The sequence below is a fragment of the Zunongwangia sp. HGR-M22 genome, from assembly GCF_027594425.1.
Taxonomy (GTDB): Bacteria; Bacteroidota; Bacteroidia; order Flavobacteriales; family Flavobacteriaceae; genus Zunongwangia.
In genome coordinates, this window is the sequence record NZ_CP115159.1 from 208,986 (window position 1) to 226,476 (window position 17,491).

The following is a 17,491-nucleotide window of genomic DNA, read 5'->3' on the forward strand; positions in this document are numbered from 1 at the left end:
ATAATTATTAAGTGCTGATACACAATACAATTTGAGGCTTTCCGTTAGATTTATGCTTAAACCAAAGAAACTAGATTATTGAATATCCGAAAGTTTAATAATTTTGAATTTGCTACGACCGCCGTATGGTTGTATATTCACGTTTTAAAATCTAATTAGAATAATGACAGACAATCAATCTTCTTTAGACATCGCCAGTCTAAACGAAAAAATTGAAAGAGAAAGTGCTTTCATAGATGTGTTAACAACAGAAATGAATAAAGTTATTGTTGGCCAAAAGCACATGGTAGAGCGTTTACTTATAGGTTTATTAGGACAGGGACATATTCTTTTAGAAGGTGTTCCCGGGCTTGCAAAAACCCTGGCAATTAATACATTATCACAGGCAGTGCATGGATCGTTTAGCCGTGTGCAGTTTACGCCAGATTTGCTACCAGCAGATGTTGTGGGTACGCTAATCTATAATATGAAAATCAATGATTTTAGTATAAAAAAGGGGCCAATTTTCGCCAATTTCGTTCTTGCAGATGAGATTAACCGTGCGCCCGCAAAAGTACAATCGGCCTTGTTAGAAGCCATGCAGGAAAAGCAGGTAACCATTGGTGACGAGACATTTAAGCTAGATAAACCGTTTTTGGTAATGGCTACGCAAAACCCTGTAGAGCAAGAAGGAACTTATCCTTTACCAGAAGCACAGGTCGATCGTTTTATGCTAAAAACAGTAATTAAATATCCACAATTAGAGGAAGAGCAGTTAATTATCCGCGCCAATCTAAAAGGAAGTTTTGAAAAAGTAAATCAGGTAGTTAGTATCGATCAAATTTTAAGAGCTCAGCAAACCGTTAGAGAGGTTTATATGGACGAAAAGATCGAGAAATACATTCTTGATATCATCTTTGCTACTCGTACTCCTGAAAAGTATAAACTTGAAGATTTAAAACCTTTAATTAATTTTGGAGCTTCTCCTCGTGGTAGCATCAACCTGGCAACTGCAGCAAAGTGTTATGCATTTATAAAGCGTAGAGGGTATGTAATTCCTGAAGACGTTAGAGCAGTAGTTTACGATGTATTGCGCCACAGAATAGGAATTACCTATGAAGCTGAAGCCGAAAATATAACTTCTGAAGATATTATTGCTAAGATCGTAAACGAGATCGAAGTGCCGTAGGTATACAATTATCAATTGGCAATTATCAAAATCGTTTTGGTAATTGATTATTGTTATTTGTTTATTTAATTATATGGATACCAAAGAGTTACTTAAGAAAGTTCGTAAGATCGAGATAAAGACCCGTCGCCTTAGTGATCATATCTTTGGCGGGGAATATCATTCTACCTTTAAAGGAAGGGGAATGACGTTTAGTGAAGTACGAAAATACCAATTTGGTGATGATGTTCGTAGTATCGACTGGAATGTTACTGCAAAATATAACGAGCCTTTTGTAAAAGTTTTTGAAGAAGAACGAGAGCTAACCATGATGTTGGTGGTGGATGTTTCTGGATCTGAGTTTTTTGGGACTCAAAGTCAGTTTAAAAAAGAAGTGATTACTGAAATTGCGGCGACTTTGGCATTTTCAGCAACACAAAATAATGATAAGATCGGTTTGCTTATGTTTTCAGACCAGATCGAAAAATATATTCCACCTAAAAAAGGAAAATCTCACGTTCTAAGAATTATTCGAGAACTTATAGAATTTAAGCCCAAAAGCAAGAAAACCGATATTGGTAAAGGATTAAAATACCTTTCTAATGTAATGAAAAAGAAAGCGATTGTTTTTGTGCTTTCCGATTTTATGGGCGATGATTACCAACAAACGCTAAAAATTACCGGAAACAAGCACGATGTTACGGGAATACGGGTTTATGATCAACGCGAAAAGGAAATTCCTAATCTTGGTTTGGTACAAATGTTGGATGAAGAGACCAACGAATATATCACCGTAAATACGGGCAGTAAATCGGTAAGGAGAAGTTATACCGATCATTATCTGGATCGTGTCAAATATTTTGAAGAAAGCTTTAAGCTAAGTGGCTCGGGAGTGATTAATACCAGAGTAGACGAAAGTTATGTAAAAAAACTTTTGGGGTATTTTAAAAGAAGAGGCTAAGCATATTAAGATGAAGAAAAATCAATTGTCAGACCCTATATATAAACAACATGCTGTCAAAAAGCGATTATTGGCAATTTTAGTGATTGCTTTCGCTTTTTTTGCAATGCCATTAGTTGCTCAGCAAGCTCAGGTTTCAGCAAAAATAGATACTGCGCAAATTAAAATTGGAGAGCAAATTGCCTATAAAATAAATGTTGAAACCGATTCTACGAATCTTGTTGTTTTTCCTGAAGGAAACACTTTCGCACCTTTAGAAATTGTAGAGTCTTTAGGAACAGATACTACACGAGTTCAAAATAAATATCAGCTTTTTAAAGAATATACACTTACCCAGTTTGATTCGGGTTCGTATACTATTCCGCAGCAAAAAATTATTATCAATAATAAGCCATTCTTAACCGATTCGATGCGTGTTGAGGTTGCCGATGTAGCTGTAGATACTACAAAACAAGAAATGTATCCAATAAAGCCATCGGTAGAGATTCCTAAAAGCTTTAGTGTCCCAAACTGGATTTGGTGGTTGTTATTAGTATTGGTTATTTTAGGTGTTTTAGCATTCTTTTTTATAAAGCGTAGGAGAGAAAAAGCTTTAGAAAATAAGCTACCGCCTTACGAGCAAGCTATGAAAGATTTGGAAGATCTGGATAAAAGCACACTTATCGAGAATCGAGAGGTAAAAGAATATTATTCAAGACTAACTTATGCGATTAGAAGATATTTAGACGAAAAAGTTTATGATGGGGCGATGGAAAGTACAACTACCGAATTGATTGAATACCTTGAAATTCAGCAGAAATCTGGAGTACTTCAGCTACATGGCAAAACCTTAGATAATTTAAAGCAGATTTTACAAAGAGCCGATTTAGCGAAATTTGCCGGTTCTCGTCCAGATGTTATTACTGCAAAGGAAGATCGAAATAAAAGCCGAATGATCATTAATGATGTAAAATCATCGATGCCAGAACCTACTGAAGAAGAGTTGATGCAAGATGAAGAATATCGCCGAAGCAAACTTTCTAAAAGAAGGAAAAAAAGACTGATTTTAGGAATTTCGGGAGGTGTTTTAGTCGTGTTTATCGCATTGGCTGTTTTAATAAGCTCTAAAGGTTTGGATTATGTGGTGGATACCTATTGGGGACACCCAACCAAAGAATTATTGGAAGGTGATTGGATAAGAAGCGAATATGGTACGCCAGCGGTTTATGTTACCACTCCAGATGTTTTGGTAAGAAGAGAAATGGAGCTTAGCGAAGATGCTACCCAATCTTATATAGATGCGCAGATGTTTAGTTTTGGTAGTTTGGTTAGTAATTTTTATACCAGCTTAAGTACCAGAACATTTAGTAAAAAAGACCAATTTGACCTTAAGACCGGGGTAGATGGAGTTTATAAAGAGTTGGAAAATCAGGGCGCACAAAATATCGTGATGAAGCAGGAAGATTTTACAACAGTAAATGGAGCTAACGGAGTGAAAGTCTTTGGTACTTTAGAGATGACAAATCCTGTAAACGATGAAATTCAGCCTAAAAAATATAGCATTCTGAATTTTGCTCAAAACGGAGGTTTCCAACAAATCACGGTGATTTATAATGAAGATGATAGCTATGCTGAAGAAATTTCCGGAAGGATTATTAATTCAGTAGAACTTATAAAATCAACAAATTAATGTTTGCGAATTTCACTTTCGAAAATCCTGAGTTTTTCTGGTTGTTTATTTTACTTCCGGTGGCGATCGGATGGTATTTCTGGAAAAGAAATCTGCAAACCCCGGCGTTACGAATGTCCAGCATTCAGGGATTTAAAGCAAAACCGAGTATTTTAGCTAAATTAAGGCCGGTTCTTTATGTTTTAAGAATTCTTGCTTTAGCGCTATTGATTGTCGCTTTGGCAAGGCCAAGAACAGTAGATGTTTCAACCCGAACCAATAGTACACAGGGGATTGATATTGTAATGGCAATAGATGTTTCTGCCAGTATGCTTGCTAGAGATCTTCAGCCAAATCGCTTGGAGGCTACAAAAACTGTTGGAGAAGAATTTATAAAAGGTCGTCCTTCAGATCGTATTGGTTTGGTATTATATTCGGGAGAAAGTTTTACAAAAACGCCTATCACCAGTGATAAATCTGTAGTATTACGAGCATTAGAAGGGATCGAGTTTAACAATGTGTTACAAGGCGGTACTGCTATAGGATCTGGATTGGCAACTTCTGTAAATCGATTAAAAGATAGTAAGGCAGAAAGTAAAGTAATTATTCTACTTACCGATGGTGTAAATAATTCAGGATTTATAGATCCAAAAGTAGCTAGTGAGTTAGCAAAAGAATTTAATATTAAAGTTTATACTATTGGAGTAGGAAGCAATGGAATGGCGCTAACGCCTATAAGCATATTACCTAATGGTAGATTTCAGTTTGGTAATAGGAAGGTTGAAATCGACGAAGAGCTATTGCAACAAATTGCCGATGAAACCGGCGGTAAATACTTCCGGGCAACCAATAACGAAAAGCTAGAAGATATTTACGAAGAGATCGATCAGTTAGAAAAAACAGAAATTGAAGAATTTAAGTATACCAATTACGACGAGAAATTTAGACCATTTGCTTTACTAGCAGGTGCTTTGTTACTGTTTGAATTGTTATTGAGGTATACCATTTTTAGAAGTTTTATATAAAGCTTGCAATGTTAGTACTTGAAGAAGAAATATATTTTTGGCTTTTACTGGTAATTCCAGTAGTGTTATTGCTTTTTGTTTTCCTTTTATTTTGGAAGCGAAAAGCACGTAAAAGTTTTGCTAGTGATGAGCTTTTGCAAAAATTAGCTCCAAATAAATCGAATTTTAAACCGATTTTAAAAGTTAGTTTACTTTGTTTAGCCTTGGCTTGTTTGACAGTTGCTTTAGTGAATCCAAAAATGGGAACCACTATGGAAACTGTAAAGCGAGAAGGTGTAGATATTGTATTTGCGATCGATGTTTCTAAAAGTATGGATGCTGAAGATATTGCGCCTAGTCGTTTAGAGAAATCTAAACAACTAGTACGACAAATTTTAGGTGGTTTGGGCAGTGACCGTGTAGGGATCATTGCCTATGCTGGCAGCGCTTTTCCGCAGTTACCCATTACGACAGATTATGCTTCAGCAAAAATGTTTCTTCAAGCGCTAAATACCGATATGATAAGCTCTCAGGGAACTGCAATTCGAGATGCAATCGATTTGGCAACAACTTATTATGATGATGATACGCAAACCAATCGCGTGCTATTTATTATAAGTGATGGCGAGGATCACGAAGGTAATGTAGAGTCTATTGCCGATGATGCTTCAGAAGAAGGAATAAGAATTTATACTATTGGAGTAGGGACAGAAAAAGGTGGTCCAATCCCTATTAAAAGAAATGGTGTAGTTCAGAATTATAAAAAAGATCAAAACGGCGAAACAGTTATCACAAAATTGGATCCTAAAACCCTCAAAGAAATTGCATCGCAGGCAAATGGTGAATATATTGAGGGAAATGTAACTGCCAATGTTACTGAAACGGTACAAGATTTGCTAAAAAATATAGAGAAAACTGAATTTGAAGCTAAGCAATTTGCCGATTATCAATCGCATTTTCAATGGTTTTTAGGGCTTTGCTTTCTGTTTTTGTTTTTAGATGTATTCCTTTTAGAAAGGAGTACAGCTTGGATTAAAAAGCTTAATTTATTTAACGAAACAAAAAAGGGTTAATATGAGATGTGCAAAACTAATATTTGGGCCAAACTCGTTTTTCCTATACTTAATGTTTTTTATTTCGTCGACTTTGGTTGCGCAGCAAAGCGATGATATGGAGAAAATGAGAGAAGAAGCAAATAGCTATTTAAATGAAGCTGAAAAAGCTCTAGGTGATAACGATTTTGCAAAAGCTGAAGCTGCGTATAGAAAGGCCATAGCTAAAGATCCTTCTAATACTGCTGCTAAGTATAATATGGGAAATCTATATTATAATCGCGAAAAATCTGGGGAATCTCAATCCAGATTTGTTGAAGCAAATAAGGTTTCTGAAAATAAAGAAGATCGCCACAGGATCAATCATAATCTTGGGAATTCTTTTATGAAGCAGAAAAAATATAAAGAAGCGGTGGAAGCTTACAAAAATGCATTGAGAAATGATCCTACAGATGATGAGACTAGATATAATCTTGCTTTAGCCAAAAAGAAGCTTGAAGAAGAGCAAGAGAAAAATCAGGACAACAAAGATAATCAGGACGATCAGGATAATAAAGATCAAAACGAGGATAAACAGGATCAGGACAAAGATCAGGATAATAAGGGAGACGAAGGGAAGGACAAAGATCAAGAGGGAGATCCAAAAGATCAGGGAGACGATGAAAATAAGGATCCAAAGGATGGAGAAGGTGATAAAGAAAATGAAAAGCCGCAGGATCAAGATCCCAACGAACAAAATAAAGGAGATAAAGATCAACAAGATCAAAAAGGAAATCCTGAAGAGAAAAAACAGCAAAAACCGCAAACTGCGCAGGGTCAGCTTTCTCCCCAGCAGATTAAAAACCTGTTAGAAGCGATGAATAATCAAGAAGAAAAAACGCAGGATAAAATGAATGCTGAAAAAGCTAAAGGAGTAAAAACAAGATCTGATAAGGATTGGTAGTCTCTTAAATTTTTAAAATTGAATTCAGATTAGAATTAAGGTTTACAAATGAAATTAAAGTTAATAATATTAAGTCTGTTTTTATTTATTACCAGCCTTATTTCTGCACAGGTAAAGTTTACCGCAGAAGTTAGTAGGGAGCAGATTGGAGTCAATGAACGCCTGCGTGTAGATTTCAATATGAATAAAGACGGCGATAATTTTACACCGCCATCTTTTACCGGGTTTAAGGTAGTAGGTGGTCCAAACCAACAGGTAAGTAATAGTTGGGTTAACGGAAAAAGTACCTTTTCTAAAACCTACAGTTATTATCTCGAACCAACTTCCAAAGGAAACAAAACTATTGGCCAGGCCGAAGTAACTGTTGCTGGTACAGTATATAAAACGACCCCTGTAAACGTTAATGTTGGTGATGCCGTAGAGCGACCTCAGGATGGCAATAATTCTACTATCGTTCCAGAAGATAATATTCATTTTGTTGCTGAAATTTCAAAAGCAGATCCGTATTTAAATGAAGCGGTAACGGTTGTTTATAAGCTTTATGTAAGTCGGCGTATTAGCGTTAGTAATTACAGAATGTTAGATAATCCATCCTTTACAGATTTTTGGAGTCAGGCGTTGGATAGTAGCAGTATAAGAGTAGAAGAAGGTACTTATCGTGGCGAGCCTTATCGTTATGTAGTTTTATACAAAACATTGCTTTATCCACAGAAAACAGGTAAGCTGGAAATCGAGCCCTTAGCGGTTTCAGTTTCTGTAGACGTGCCCAGCCAACGAAGAAGTATTTTTGGAGGGGTTATATATCAAACTGTTGAAAAACGGGTAACCTCAGCTAGTCGACAAATAGACGTAAAACCGCTCCCTACTGAGGGGAAACCAGCAAATTTCTCTGGTGCCGTTGGTAGTTTCGAATTTGATGTTCAGCCTAGTAAAACCACTTTAGATGCCGGGGAATCTTTAACTGCTTCAGTAAAGGTTAGAGGACGCGGAAATCTAATGCTTTTTGAACTTCCCGATTTGACGGTACCAAGCTCTCTCGAAATTTACGAGCCAGAGCGTAAAGAAAATTTTAGTTCTAATGCTAATGGTACTCAGGGTAGCTTAGCCGAGGATTATACGATCGTTCCTACAAGAAAAGGTAAATATCCGATCCCTGGTTTAAATTTCTCTTATTTTAATCCTCGTACAGAAACCTATAAGTCGATTTCCTCAGAAGATATTGTTATAAATGTAGAAAATGGACCGGTAGGAGCGCCTGTTAATGCAAATGAAAATGGTGACGGGGCAAATGTTGCGAACCCTAATAAACAGGCAGTAACACTTAGCGGAGATCAATTCAGATATATAAAATTAAATGCCGATTTAAATTCAATTAATGCTCCTGTGTTTTTTAGATCTTGGCTGTTTTGGGCGCTTTTAATTTTACCTCTTTTAATTATTCCGATAGTGATTTTATTTGGCAAAAAGCGAGAAGCAAGAGCCAAGGACGTTACCGGTAACAAAATTAGAAAAGCAGATAAGCTAGCAAGGAAATATCTTTCTGAAGCTCGAAAAAATCTGGGGGAACAACAGCAATTTTATATTGCATTAGAAAGAGCTATGCATAATTATTTAAAAGCAAAATTGCATATCCAAACCGGTGAAATGAGTAAGGAAAGAATAAGTGAAATTCTTACAAATAAAGGAGTTGATAATGCAACAACTTCCCAATTTATCGAAATTTTAAAGAGTTGCGAATTTGCGAGATACACACCGGCATCGATGGATACCATGAAACAGGATTATGATAAAGCAGCAAGTGTCATTTCAACTTTAGATAAACAATTGTAATTATGAAAAAGATCCTTTTTATCATATTGGTTTTTTGCACTACAATTGGTTTTGCACAAAATAATTCTCTTTTCGAGGAAGCCAATAAGCAATATGCAGATGGTAATTACCAAAAAGCCATAACTGCGTATGAGAAAATTTTAGATGGAGGACAAGCATCAGTTTCGTTATATTATAATTTGGGAAACGCTCACTATAAGTTAAATCATATAGCGCCCAGTATTTATTATTATGAAAAAGCATTACAATTAAAGCCAAACGATGCTGATGTAAAAAACAACATCCAGTTTGCCAAAAATATGGCGATGGACGATATAGAAAATATAGAACAAACCGGAGTTTCTAAAACCGTAAATAGCTTAATTTCAACTTTTAGTTTTAATACATGGGCAATGATAGCCATCGTGTTTATGATATCTTTTGTGATTCTTTTTTTGTTGTACTATTATGGCAGGAGCGTTTTGCTTAAAAGAGTGTTATTTTCAGCGGCCATAGTTTGTATTATCTGTAGTATAATTTCAGTGATTTTTGCCTTTAATCAACAAAATCTTCAGTTGAATAATAATTATGCTATTGTTTTTAGTGCAGAAGCAGATGTAAGAAGCGAACCTAATTTGAGAGGAGATCCTTCGTTCGTACTTCATGAAGGAACTAAAGCTAAACTCCTAGAAAACTATCAGGAATGGTATAAGATCGAACTTGCTGATGGTAAGCAGGGATGGATCAAAAAAGATAACATCAAAGAATTGTAAGAATATTGCCATTTATTTTTGATTTAAAGCAAAAATTAAGCGCAAAAGGCATATTTTTATAATATGAAAGCACATGCTTATATTTTTTTAATTGTCTTTATAAGCTTTATAAACACATCTTCTATCCTTGCAATAGTTGATGAAGAAGCAAATTATTCCAGTGCTTTCTCGCTGAATGAAGAAGAAAACAATCTAGAAATTAATTACTTCTTTAAATTCACTTCAACCTTCGATGTATATTCCATAGTATCATCTTTTGATGATAAAGAAGGCTTGTTTTTCGATAATTATATGCAGGATTATCATAAGGTTCACATAGATATTACTTCTCCGCCTCCCAGATACTTTTAATAGTTTTTACATTTTATTCAACAATTGATTTTGTAAGATAGAAAGTAACCTCATTTTGGTTATTTAATAGTCTAATATTTTAAATTCGGGTATATGTTTAAATATTTAAATAAGGATTTGCCGGCGAGTTTGGTAGTTTTTTTCGTGGCCTTACCGCTTTGTTTAGGTATAGCCCTTGCCAGTGGTGCGCCAGCCTTTTCAGGATTAATTGCTGGTATAATTGGCGGAGTAATTGTTGGATCGATTAGTGGTTCACAGTTGGGAGTAAGTGGCCCCGCCGCCGGGCTTGCTGTAATCGTTCTTACAGCTATCGCTTCTTTAGGCTTCCAAAGCTTTTTGGTAGCAGTTGTTATTGGTGGAGCAATTCAAATTTTATTGGGAATATTTAAGGCGGGAGTTATTGGTTATTATTTTCCTTCTTCTGTAATTAAAGGAATGTTAGCGGGTATAGGAATTATAATTTTTCTTAAACAAATTCCGCATGCATTTGGATACGATGGAGATTATGAAGGAGATTTTTCATTTTTTCAGCCAGACGGAGAAAATACGTTTTCTGAGTTAATAAATATGTTAGATTACGTTTCCCCTGGTGCTTTAATCGTTACGGCAATTTCACTTGCTATTTTATTGCTTTGGGAAAATGTACTCGCTAAACGGAGTAAAATTTTCACGATTATACCAGGCCCATTAGTAGCTGTGATAGCCGGTGTGATTTATTATATTTTAGCTCAGGGAACATCTATTGGTATTGCTGAAGAACATTTAGTTAAAGTGCCTGTTCCCGAAAGTTTTTCAGATTTTGGAAGTCAGTTTACCTTTCCTCGATTTTCAGCAATTAAAAATCCAGAGGTATGGATTACAGGAGTTACTATTGCGATAGTTGCAAGTCTAGAAACGCTGCTTTGTGTAGAAGCTGCAGATAAGTTAGATCCCCATAAAAGAGTAACTCCAACCAATAGAGAGCTGGTAGCTCAAGGAACAGGAAACATCATTTCAGGATTAATAGGAGGATTGCCTATTACCCAGGTAATTGTAAGAAGTTCTGCCAATGTCCAATCTGGCGCAAGGACAAAAATGTCTGCAATTGTTCATGGATTTTTGTTATTAATTTCTGTAGTAGCTATACCAGTGCTATTAAATATGATTCCGCTAGCAGTGCTTGCCGCCATATTATTTTTAGTAGGATACAAGTTGGCAAAACCCTCATTGTTTAAAAAAATGTACGGTTTAGGAAAAGCACAATTTTTGCCATTTATCGTTACCATAATCGGAATTGTTTTTACCGATCTTTTAATTGGGATTGGTCTAGGGCTGGCAGTAGGCATTGTTACCATTTTATTAAACAGCTATAGAAACTCTCATTTTTTACATAAGAAAGAATTAAATTCAGAAACACATCAATATAAGATGGTATTTGCTGAAGAGGTTACTTTTTTAAATAAAGGCGCTATTAATCGAGAATTACATAGTTTGCCGAAAAATTCTCATCTTGAAATAGACGTAACTAATACAAAATATTTGGATTATGATATTGTAGAAATTCTTGATGAATATTCGGTGCATGCCGCAGATCGAAATATATCTATTACTATTGTAACTGCAAAAGAGGAAGTGGTTAACCCCAAAAGTTATTCAAAATTTTTTACAACCAATGCTAATGCTTAATTTTAGATAAAAATAAATATGGAATTTTATAAACAGATTTTAGAAAATAACAAGGAATGGGTAAGCAATAAGCTAAGCTCGGATCCTGAATTTTTTAAGCGTTTGGAAAACGGTCAGCAGCCTCCGTTACTTTGGATAGGTTGTGCTGATAGTCGTGTACCTGCTAACGAAATTATAGGAACACAGCCGGGAGAGGTTTTTGTTCACCGTAATATAGCCAATATGGTGGTGCATACCGATATGAATATGCTTAGCGTTCTAGATTATGCGGTAAATGCACTAAAAGTGGAGCATATTATAGTTTGTGGACATTATGGTTGTGGTGGAGTAAAAGCAGCCATGGAAAACCAATCTATAGGTTTGATCGATAACTGGATTAGACATATAAAAGATGTTTATAAAATGCACACTAAAGAACTAGAAGCGATTGAAGATGAAAAGGAACGCTGGGATCGTTTTGTTGAGTTAAACGTGATTGAACAGGTTTACGATCTTGCAGAAACATCTATTGTCCAGAATGCCTGGAAAAAGGAGCAAAAAGTGGTGATCCATGGTTGGGCATACGGAGTAGGAACCGGAATAGTGAAAGATTTAAATGTTCACTTCAGCGGGAACGAAAGATTGGATGAGGTCTACAGATTAAATTTCTAATCTTCTATTTAGATTTTATAGAAAAGGGAGCTTATGCTCCTTTTTTTTATTTCTTAATTTTCAGTTGGATTCCAGATTCCTCTTTCCCTAGCTTTCCGTAAAATTGTAGGTAGAATGGTGGGGGCAATTATAGAAACAGGCGGGTAAAGCACAGATCTCTCAACAGTTTCTTTTTCAACAATATCTACTTGATCTTCCGTAGCTTTAAAAAACATGATCGCGACACTGGCCAAAAAAGCTAACTTTAAAAGGCCAAAAGCTCCTCCTAAAATCTTGTTTACCATCCCAAGCGCAGCAAGATTAGCTACTTTAGTAAGAAATCTTCCTGCCATTGTAATTAAAAATAGAATAAGAATAAAGGTGATAGCAAAAGCTAGAAGATTTGTAATGCCTTCTTCCCAATCTACATATTTATCTAGAAAGTCGCTTAAAATATAACTGAAATAAATGGCGCCGTAAATTCCGGCAATAAGTCCTATTAGCGCAGCAATTTCGGCAAATAAGCCTCGAAAAAATCCTCGGATGAGTCCGTATAACAAAACAATTCCCAAGATAATATCAATAGTGTTCATGCGTAATATTTAAAGTATAAGTAAAACTTTTTAAATTTTTGTTACAGTAAGATAAAGATCAGACCTTGTTTTTTACTTTTGAAGGTTACTAGTGATATCAAAATCAAATATAAATAATTTGGTTTCAAAACCTATATTTGCATCATGGCAAGAGACGAAAAATTAAAAGAGCGGTGGGAAAATCTTCAGCAAAAATTAGCAGTTCAATTTGCTGATGGCGAAAATATGGAACTAGACGCGGTTATTTATATTATAGGGGTGCAAGAACTGGGGCAGGTACATCGTCGTTTTAAAAAAGATCAAAAGGTAGACTTGATGCATATTGCTATTTGTAGACTCTTAGAACCTTATGGTTATTACGAGTTTGATTATTTTGATGATGATGGCTGGCCACATTATAAAGTCCTGGAGCAATTACCAAATCTAAAAGCTGGGGAACAAAGTATTTTAATGAAAGAGGCAATTGTAAATTATTTTCTGGAGAAGGATTATATTTCTTAAAACATGAACTTGTTGCTTTTCGCCGATCACCCGAATGATTCGGGGCCAATTTACAGGGAAACTGTGCTGGGAAGATTTCCCGTAGAACCCTTTAATACGCTTAGTAACATATTTTTTATAGCGATTGTAATTTACTTCTCCTATCGCGTTTATAGAAATTATAGAGAACAGTGGTTCTTAAGTTTCGCGCTCCCGGTTTTGTTTATAGGCTGGCTTGGCGGAACCATTTATCATGCTACCAGAAGTCACGAAATATGGCTTTTAATGGATTGGGTGCCTATTGTGATACTATGTTTATCATCCTCACTTTATTTTGCTTCAAAGGCCAGTAATAAAAAGAGACAGGTAGTTGGTTTAATGGTTTTGGTGCTCTTGCTTGTTATTGGTATTAAGTTTATTCCGTTTAAATCGCATGGAGAAAACTATGGATATATTTCCTCTGCGATAGGTGTAATTTTGCCTATTGCAATACATATATGGCAAACAAAATTTAGGCATGCTAAATTTATGGCCTTTGCAGTATTAAGCTTTATTGTAGCGATAAGTTTTAGAGCTTTAGATCGCTATATTCATTTTTCGATGGGAACCCATTGGTTGTGGCACAGTTTCGGTGCTTTCACTGTTTTCTTTTTAATGAAGTATATTTATCTGGATGCCAAAAGATCTAATTTAGAACCCTAATTTCTTAAATTTCCCTTCAGGTTTTATCGGTTTTTAATACAGCTTAAAGACGTAAATTTTTATAAATTTGCCAACTTATAAGAATTGTATCTATGATTGATAAGATTAAGGAACATATTGCTGATGTCAAAGCGTTTAATGCGACGACAAAAGATGAAATAGAAAATTTCAGAATTAAATATTTAGGGAAAAAAGGAATCCTTAATAGTTTTTTTGCTGAATTTAAAAGCGTTCCTAACGAACAAAAAAAGGATTTTGGACAGGCGGTTAATGAACTAAAGACTTCTACCCAGGAAAAAGTTGAAGAACTTAAAAACCAATTAGAAAGTCTTGAAGAGGAAAAAGGAATTTACGGTGATCTTTCCCGTCCTTCAGAGCCTTTAGAAATTGGCTCACGTCACCCCATTTCAATAGTTAAAAATCAAATCATAGAGATTTTTTCGAATATTGGATTTAATGTTTCTGAAGGTCCAGAGATCGAGGACGACTGGCATAATTTTACGGCATTAAACTTACCAGAATATCACCCTGCAAGAGATATGCAGGATACATTCTTTATTCAAACAGATCCAGATATTTTGCTTAGAACGCATACATCTTCTGTGCAAGTAAGATACATGGAAGGAAATGAGCCTCCCATTAGAACAATTTCTCCTGGTCGTGTATTTAGAAATGAAGCAATTTCAGCACGTTCCCACTGTATTTTTCACCAGGTAGAAGGATTATATATCGACAAGAATGTTTCTTTTGCAGATCTTAAACAAACGCTTTTATATTTCACAAAACAACTTTTTGGGAAATCTAAGATTAGATTAAGACCTTCATATTTTCCATTTACCGAGCCAAGCGCCGAGGTGGATATCTATTGGGGCTTAGAAACAGAAACCGATTATAGAATTACCAAAGGGACTGGATGGTTAGAGATTATGGGATGCGGTATGGTAGATCCTAACGTACTTAAAAATTGTGGCATCGATCCAACAGAATATTCTGGGTTTGCTTTTGGTATGGGAATAGAGCGAATCGCAATGCTACTCTATCAAATTGGTGATATTCGTATGTTCTATGAAAACGACGTGCGATTCTTAGAGCAGTTTAAATCGTCGATCTAATAGCATCGAATACTTTAATTTTGTGAGTTTTTTGAGAGAATGGCTTTTCTAAAAAGACGAAATTGCCTCAAAATAAAACTCATGAAAAAGACTGGTTTTTTAATTTTGGCGGGTATAATTTTAGGCTTGGCCATCTACTTGGCAATTGCTGTTTTAAAATTGACAATTGGTTTAATTGTTCTTGCAGTTGCTGCTGTTGTATTATTTATATTATGGCAGATGATTAAACATAAGTGGGAAGACAAGTTTGATAAAGAATAATAAAAGATTAAGTTTTGAAAGAGGATATTGAGATTCCTAAAGTTGAAAAAATCCATGTTGCCGCAGTAAGAGAGTTTAATGAAGCATTTCAGGCAGAGGAGTGGAATGCGTACATTATCAATAATAAAAATGTTACAATAGAAATGATCCTTATCGTTTCTAAAGGTTACGACGGAAAAAAAGAAACTTCGGTAATGCGCCATAAACTGGAGAAGTTACCGCCACATTCTTTCGCCAAGATCGAGTTTATTCAGGATGAAGTTTTACAGCTTAATAACGAGTATCAGATCACTTTTTTTGTGGATAATAAGATGTTTGAGAAAACTTTTATCTTTAAAAAGAACAGCGTAAAAGAAGATCTTAAAAAAGAGATACCGCTAATTCCCAAATTGGGCATTTTAGCAGAATAAAATAAATTAAAAAAGCCTCTGGAAACAGAGGCTTTTTGGTAGTAGTAATTATAATTTTTTGGCTAGTCTAATTTATCGGCCAGTTTTTTAAAGGTCTTTTTAGGATTTTTACCTTCATAAAGTATAGCATAAACAGCGTTGATTATAGGGGTTTTAGCTTTACGTTCTTTATTAATTTTGTAGGCGCTATCTGTAGCATAATAACCTTCAGCAATCATACTCATTTCCATTTGTGCGCTTTTTACGGTATAACCTTTCCCGATCATATTCCCAAACATTCTATTTCTACTAAATACAGAATATCCAGTAACTAAAAGATCGCCCAGGTAAGCCGAATCGTTTATGTTACGCTTCATTTTGTGTACTTTCTTAATGAATTTTTTCATCTCGCGAATAGCGTTACTCATTAGTACACTCTGGAAGTTGTCGCCGTATCCCAGCCCGTGTGCGATTCCGGCAGCAATAGCATAAATATTTTTTAAAACAGCAGCATATTCGGTTCCTACAATATCGTCACTTGTTTTTGTTTTTATATAATCGCTAGATAAGAAACCGGCCAGCATCTTTGCTTTTTCCTCGTCGCTACAGGCGATAGTCAAGTAAGATAATCGCTCGAGTGCAACTTCTTCAGCATGGCAAGGCCCGGTAATTACACCAATATTTTCAAAATCGATATCGTAGAACTTATTAAAGTGTTCTCCAACAATCAAACTACTTTCTGGAACAATTCCTTTTATGGCTGAAAAAACGATCTTATCTTTTAAAGACACGCTTAAATTGTCTAGTTCAGATTTTAAAAATGCAGAGGGAATAGCAAAGATTAAAATATCTGCCGCGCTAACAATTTCATTAATGTCGTTGCTAAGCTGAAGTTGATTAATATCAAACTCAACATCACTAAGATAGTTAGGATTATGATCATGCTTTTTTAGATGTTCTATGGCATAAATACTGCGCATATACCAATGTACTTTATTAAGATTCTCTGTTAGCATTTTCACAATGGCAGTAGCCCAACTTCCTCCGCCAATAACTGCTATGTTTGGAACTGTATTCATTTTTAAGGTTTGTTGTAATAGCAAAATTAAAGATATTATAAAGGAAGACGGGATCTTAAGCAGTAATTGAAGAAAGTATAATAAAAGTTTAACAGTAAATAAGTGATCTTAAAGACAATCTTAATAGAAATGAAGGCGTTATTATAAAGCGCTTCTTCTACGCAAAGAAGAAGTTCTTAGTTTTTTGGTTGGTTATTTAGTTTGAAAACCGCCTTGTATGAGAGATACAGGGCGGTTTTTTAATTTGTAGTAATACTATGGTCCAGTAGCAAATTGTGCTAAAGTCTAGTTTATGCTTTTCTTTCGGCTACTTATAAAAATTGTTATGGATTACGTATTCCCATACTTTATGTGGTAACATGGGTTTTATAAACTTACCTTCTTTTATTGAATCTCGAATAAATGTTGCTGAAATTTCAATAACAGGTGCATCCACTCTGGTAATTTTTGGATGATCTTTAAATTGATTTTCTACCCTTCCGCCAGATTTTCTTGGATAAACATACAGCGAATGATTTTCTAAAATCACCTCGTAATTTTTCCATTTATGGAACGTCTTTAAATTATCTTCGCCCATAATAAGACAAAATTCGTTGGTAGGATATTTCTCCTGAAGGTGCGCCAGTGTTTTTACGGTGTAATTAGGCTGCTCCAATCGAAACTCTACATCGCTGGGTTGTAGATGTTCAAATTCTTCACAGGCCATAAAAACCATATCCAAACGATTATGGTTATTTAAAAGCGTACTTTTCTTCTTATGCGGATTATGCGGAGTAACCACCAGCCATACTTCATCCAAATCAGAAAATTCGGCCATATGATTTGCAATGATCACATGCCCAATATGGATGGGGTTAAAGGTGCCAAAGAAAAGTCCGATTTTTTTATTCAT

The 17,491-nt window shown here is 35.3% G+C and carries 19 protein-coding genes; 16 read left to right on the plus strand and 3 right to left on the minus strand.

Annotated elements, in window-relative coordinates:
* The first annotated feature begins 163 nt into the window (after window positions 1–163).
* From PBT91_RS00855 to can, 11 genes are all read left to right on the plus strand, one after another.
* Entirely contained in the window at window positions 164–1,168 is a 1,005-nt protein-coding gene (locus tag PBT91_RS00855) for an AAA family ATPase (RefSeq protein ID WP_270059924.1), read from the plus strand.
* A 73-nt stretch (window positions 1,169–1,241) separates the two neighbouring features.
* Complete coding sequence (locus PBT91_RS00860; protein WP_270059925.1) at window positions 1,242–2,108, plus strand: DUF58 domain-containing protein; 867 nt, start codon at window positions 1,242–1,244, stop codon at window positions 2,106–2,108.
* Between the two features lie 10 nt (window positions 2,109–2,118).
* Window positions 2,119–3,777, plus strand: coding sequence for a DUF4381 domain-containing protein (locus PBT91_RS00865; RefSeq protein ID WP_270059926.1), 1,659 nt, complete (start codon window positions 2,119–2,121; stop codon window positions 3,775–3,777).
* On the plus strand, window positions 3,777–4,781 hold the full coding sequence (locus PBT91_RS00870; protein ID WP_270059927.1) for a vWA domain-containing protein: 1,005 nt from the start codon (window positions 3,777–3,779) through the stop codon (window positions 4,779–4,781). The genes PBT91_RS00865 and PBT91_RS00870 overlap by 1 nt, the downstream gene beginning before the upstream one ends.
* 8 nt (window positions 4,782–4,789) lie before the next feature.
* Entirely contained in the window at window positions 4,790–5,833 is a 1,044-nt protein-coding gene (locus PBT91_RS00875; protein ID WP_270059928.1) for a VWA domain-containing protein, read from the plus strand.
* A 1-nt stretch (window position 5,834) separates the two neighbouring features.
* Window positions 5,835–6,755 (plus strand): tetratricopeptide repeat protein, encoded by a 921-nt coding sequence (locus tag PBT91_RS00880; RefSeq protein WP_270059929.1) that lies wholly within the window; start codon window positions 5,835–5,837, stop codon window positions 6,753–6,755.
* A 48-nt stretch (window positions 6,756–6,803) separates the two neighbouring features.
* Entirely contained in the window at window positions 6,804–8,585 is a 1,782-nt protein-coding gene (locus PBT91_RS00885; protein ID WP_270059930.1) for a BatD family protein, read from the plus strand.
* 2 nt (window positions 8,586–8,587) lie between these two features.
* Complete coding sequence (locus PBT91_RS00890) at window positions 8,588–9,337, plus strand: SH3 domain-containing protein (protein WP_270059931.1); 750 nt, start codon at window positions 8,588–8,590, stop codon at window positions 9,335–9,337.
* Window positions 9,338–9,400: 63 nt separating this feature from the next.
* A complete protein-coding gene (locus tag PBT91_RS00895; protein WP_270059932.1) occupies window positions 9,401–9,688 on the plus strand; it encodes a hypothetical protein in 288 nt (95 codons plus the stop codon).
* A gap of 93 nt (window positions 9,689–9,781) precedes the next feature.
* Window positions 9,782–11,353 (plus strand): SulP family inorganic anion transporter, encoded by a 1,572-nt coding sequence (locus tag PBT91_RS00900; protein WP_270059933.1) that lies wholly within the window; start codon window positions 9,782–9,784, stop codon window positions 11,351–11,353.
* A gap of 18 nt (window positions 11,354–11,371) precedes the next feature.
* A complete protein-coding gene (gene can / locus PBT91_RS00905) occupies window positions 11,372–12,004 on the plus strand; it encodes a carbonate dehydratase (RefSeq protein WP_270059934.1) in 633 nt (210 codons plus the stop codon).
* Between the two features lie 53 nt (window positions 12,005–12,057).
* On the opposite strand, the gene PBT91_RS00910 is transcribed toward can, so the two are convergent.
* Window positions 12,058–12,576 (minus strand): CvpA family protein, encoded by a 519-nt coding sequence (locus PBT91_RS00910; protein WP_270059935.1) that lies wholly within the window; start codon window positions 12,574–12,576, stop codon window positions 12,058–12,060.
* A 144-nt stretch (window positions 12,577–12,720) separates the two neighbouring features.
* Here PBT91_RS00910 and PBT91_RS00915 point away from each other — a divergent pair, with 144 nt between their 5' ends.
* The 5 genes from PBT91_RS00915 to PBT91_RS00935 all read left to right on the plus strand — a co-directional run bounded on the left by PBT91_RS00915 (window position 12,721) and on the right by PBT91_RS00935 (window position 15,541).
* Complete coding sequence (locus PBT91_RS00915) at window positions 12,721–13,077, plus strand: hypothetical protein (RefSeq protein WP_270059936.1); 357 nt, start codon at window positions 12,721–12,723, stop codon at window positions 13,075–13,077.
* Between the two features lie 3 nt (window positions 13,078–13,080).
* Entirely contained in the window at window positions 13,081–13,758 is a 678-nt protein-coding gene (locus tag PBT91_RS00920) for a ceramidase domain-containing protein (RefSeq protein WP_270059937.1), read from the plus strand.
* 92 nt (window positions 13,759–13,850) lie between these two features.
* On the plus strand, window positions 13,851–14,870 hold the full coding sequence (gene pheS, locus PBT91_RS00925; RefSeq protein WP_270059938.1) for a phenylalanine--tRNA ligase subunit alpha: 1,020 nt from the start codon (window positions 13,851–13,853) through the stop codon (window positions 14,868–14,870).
* A gap of 81 nt (window positions 14,871–14,951) precedes the next feature.
* Window positions 14,952–15,131 (plus strand): hypothetical protein, encoded by a 180-nt coding sequence (locus PBT91_RS00930; RefSeq protein WP_270059939.1) that lies wholly within the window; start codon window positions 14,952–14,954, stop codon window positions 15,129–15,131.
* Window positions 15,132–15,145: 14 nt separating this feature from the next.
* Window positions 15,146–15,541: a hypothetical protein gene (locus PBT91_RS00935; RefSeq protein WP_270059940.1), complete on the plus strand. Its 396-nt coding sequence runs from the start codon at window positions 15,146–15,148 to the stop codon at window positions 15,539–15,541.
* Window positions 15,542–15,603: 62 nt separating this feature from the next.
* Here the strand turns inward: PBT91_RS00935 and PBT91_RS00940 are convergent, their stop codons facing one another.
* A complete protein-coding gene (locus PBT91_RS00940) occupies window positions 15,604–16,599 on the minus strand; it encodes an NAD(P)H-dependent glycerol-3-phosphate dehydrogenase (protein ID WP_270059941.1) in 996 nt (331 codons plus the stop codon).
* Between the two features lie 307 nt (window positions 16,600–16,906).
* Window positions 16,907–17,491 (minus strand): nicotinate (nicotinamide) nucleotide adenylyltransferase, encoded by a 585-nt coding sequence (gene nadD / locus PBT91_RS00945; protein WP_270059942.1) that lies wholly within the window; start codon window positions 17,489–17,491, stop codon window positions 16,907–16,909.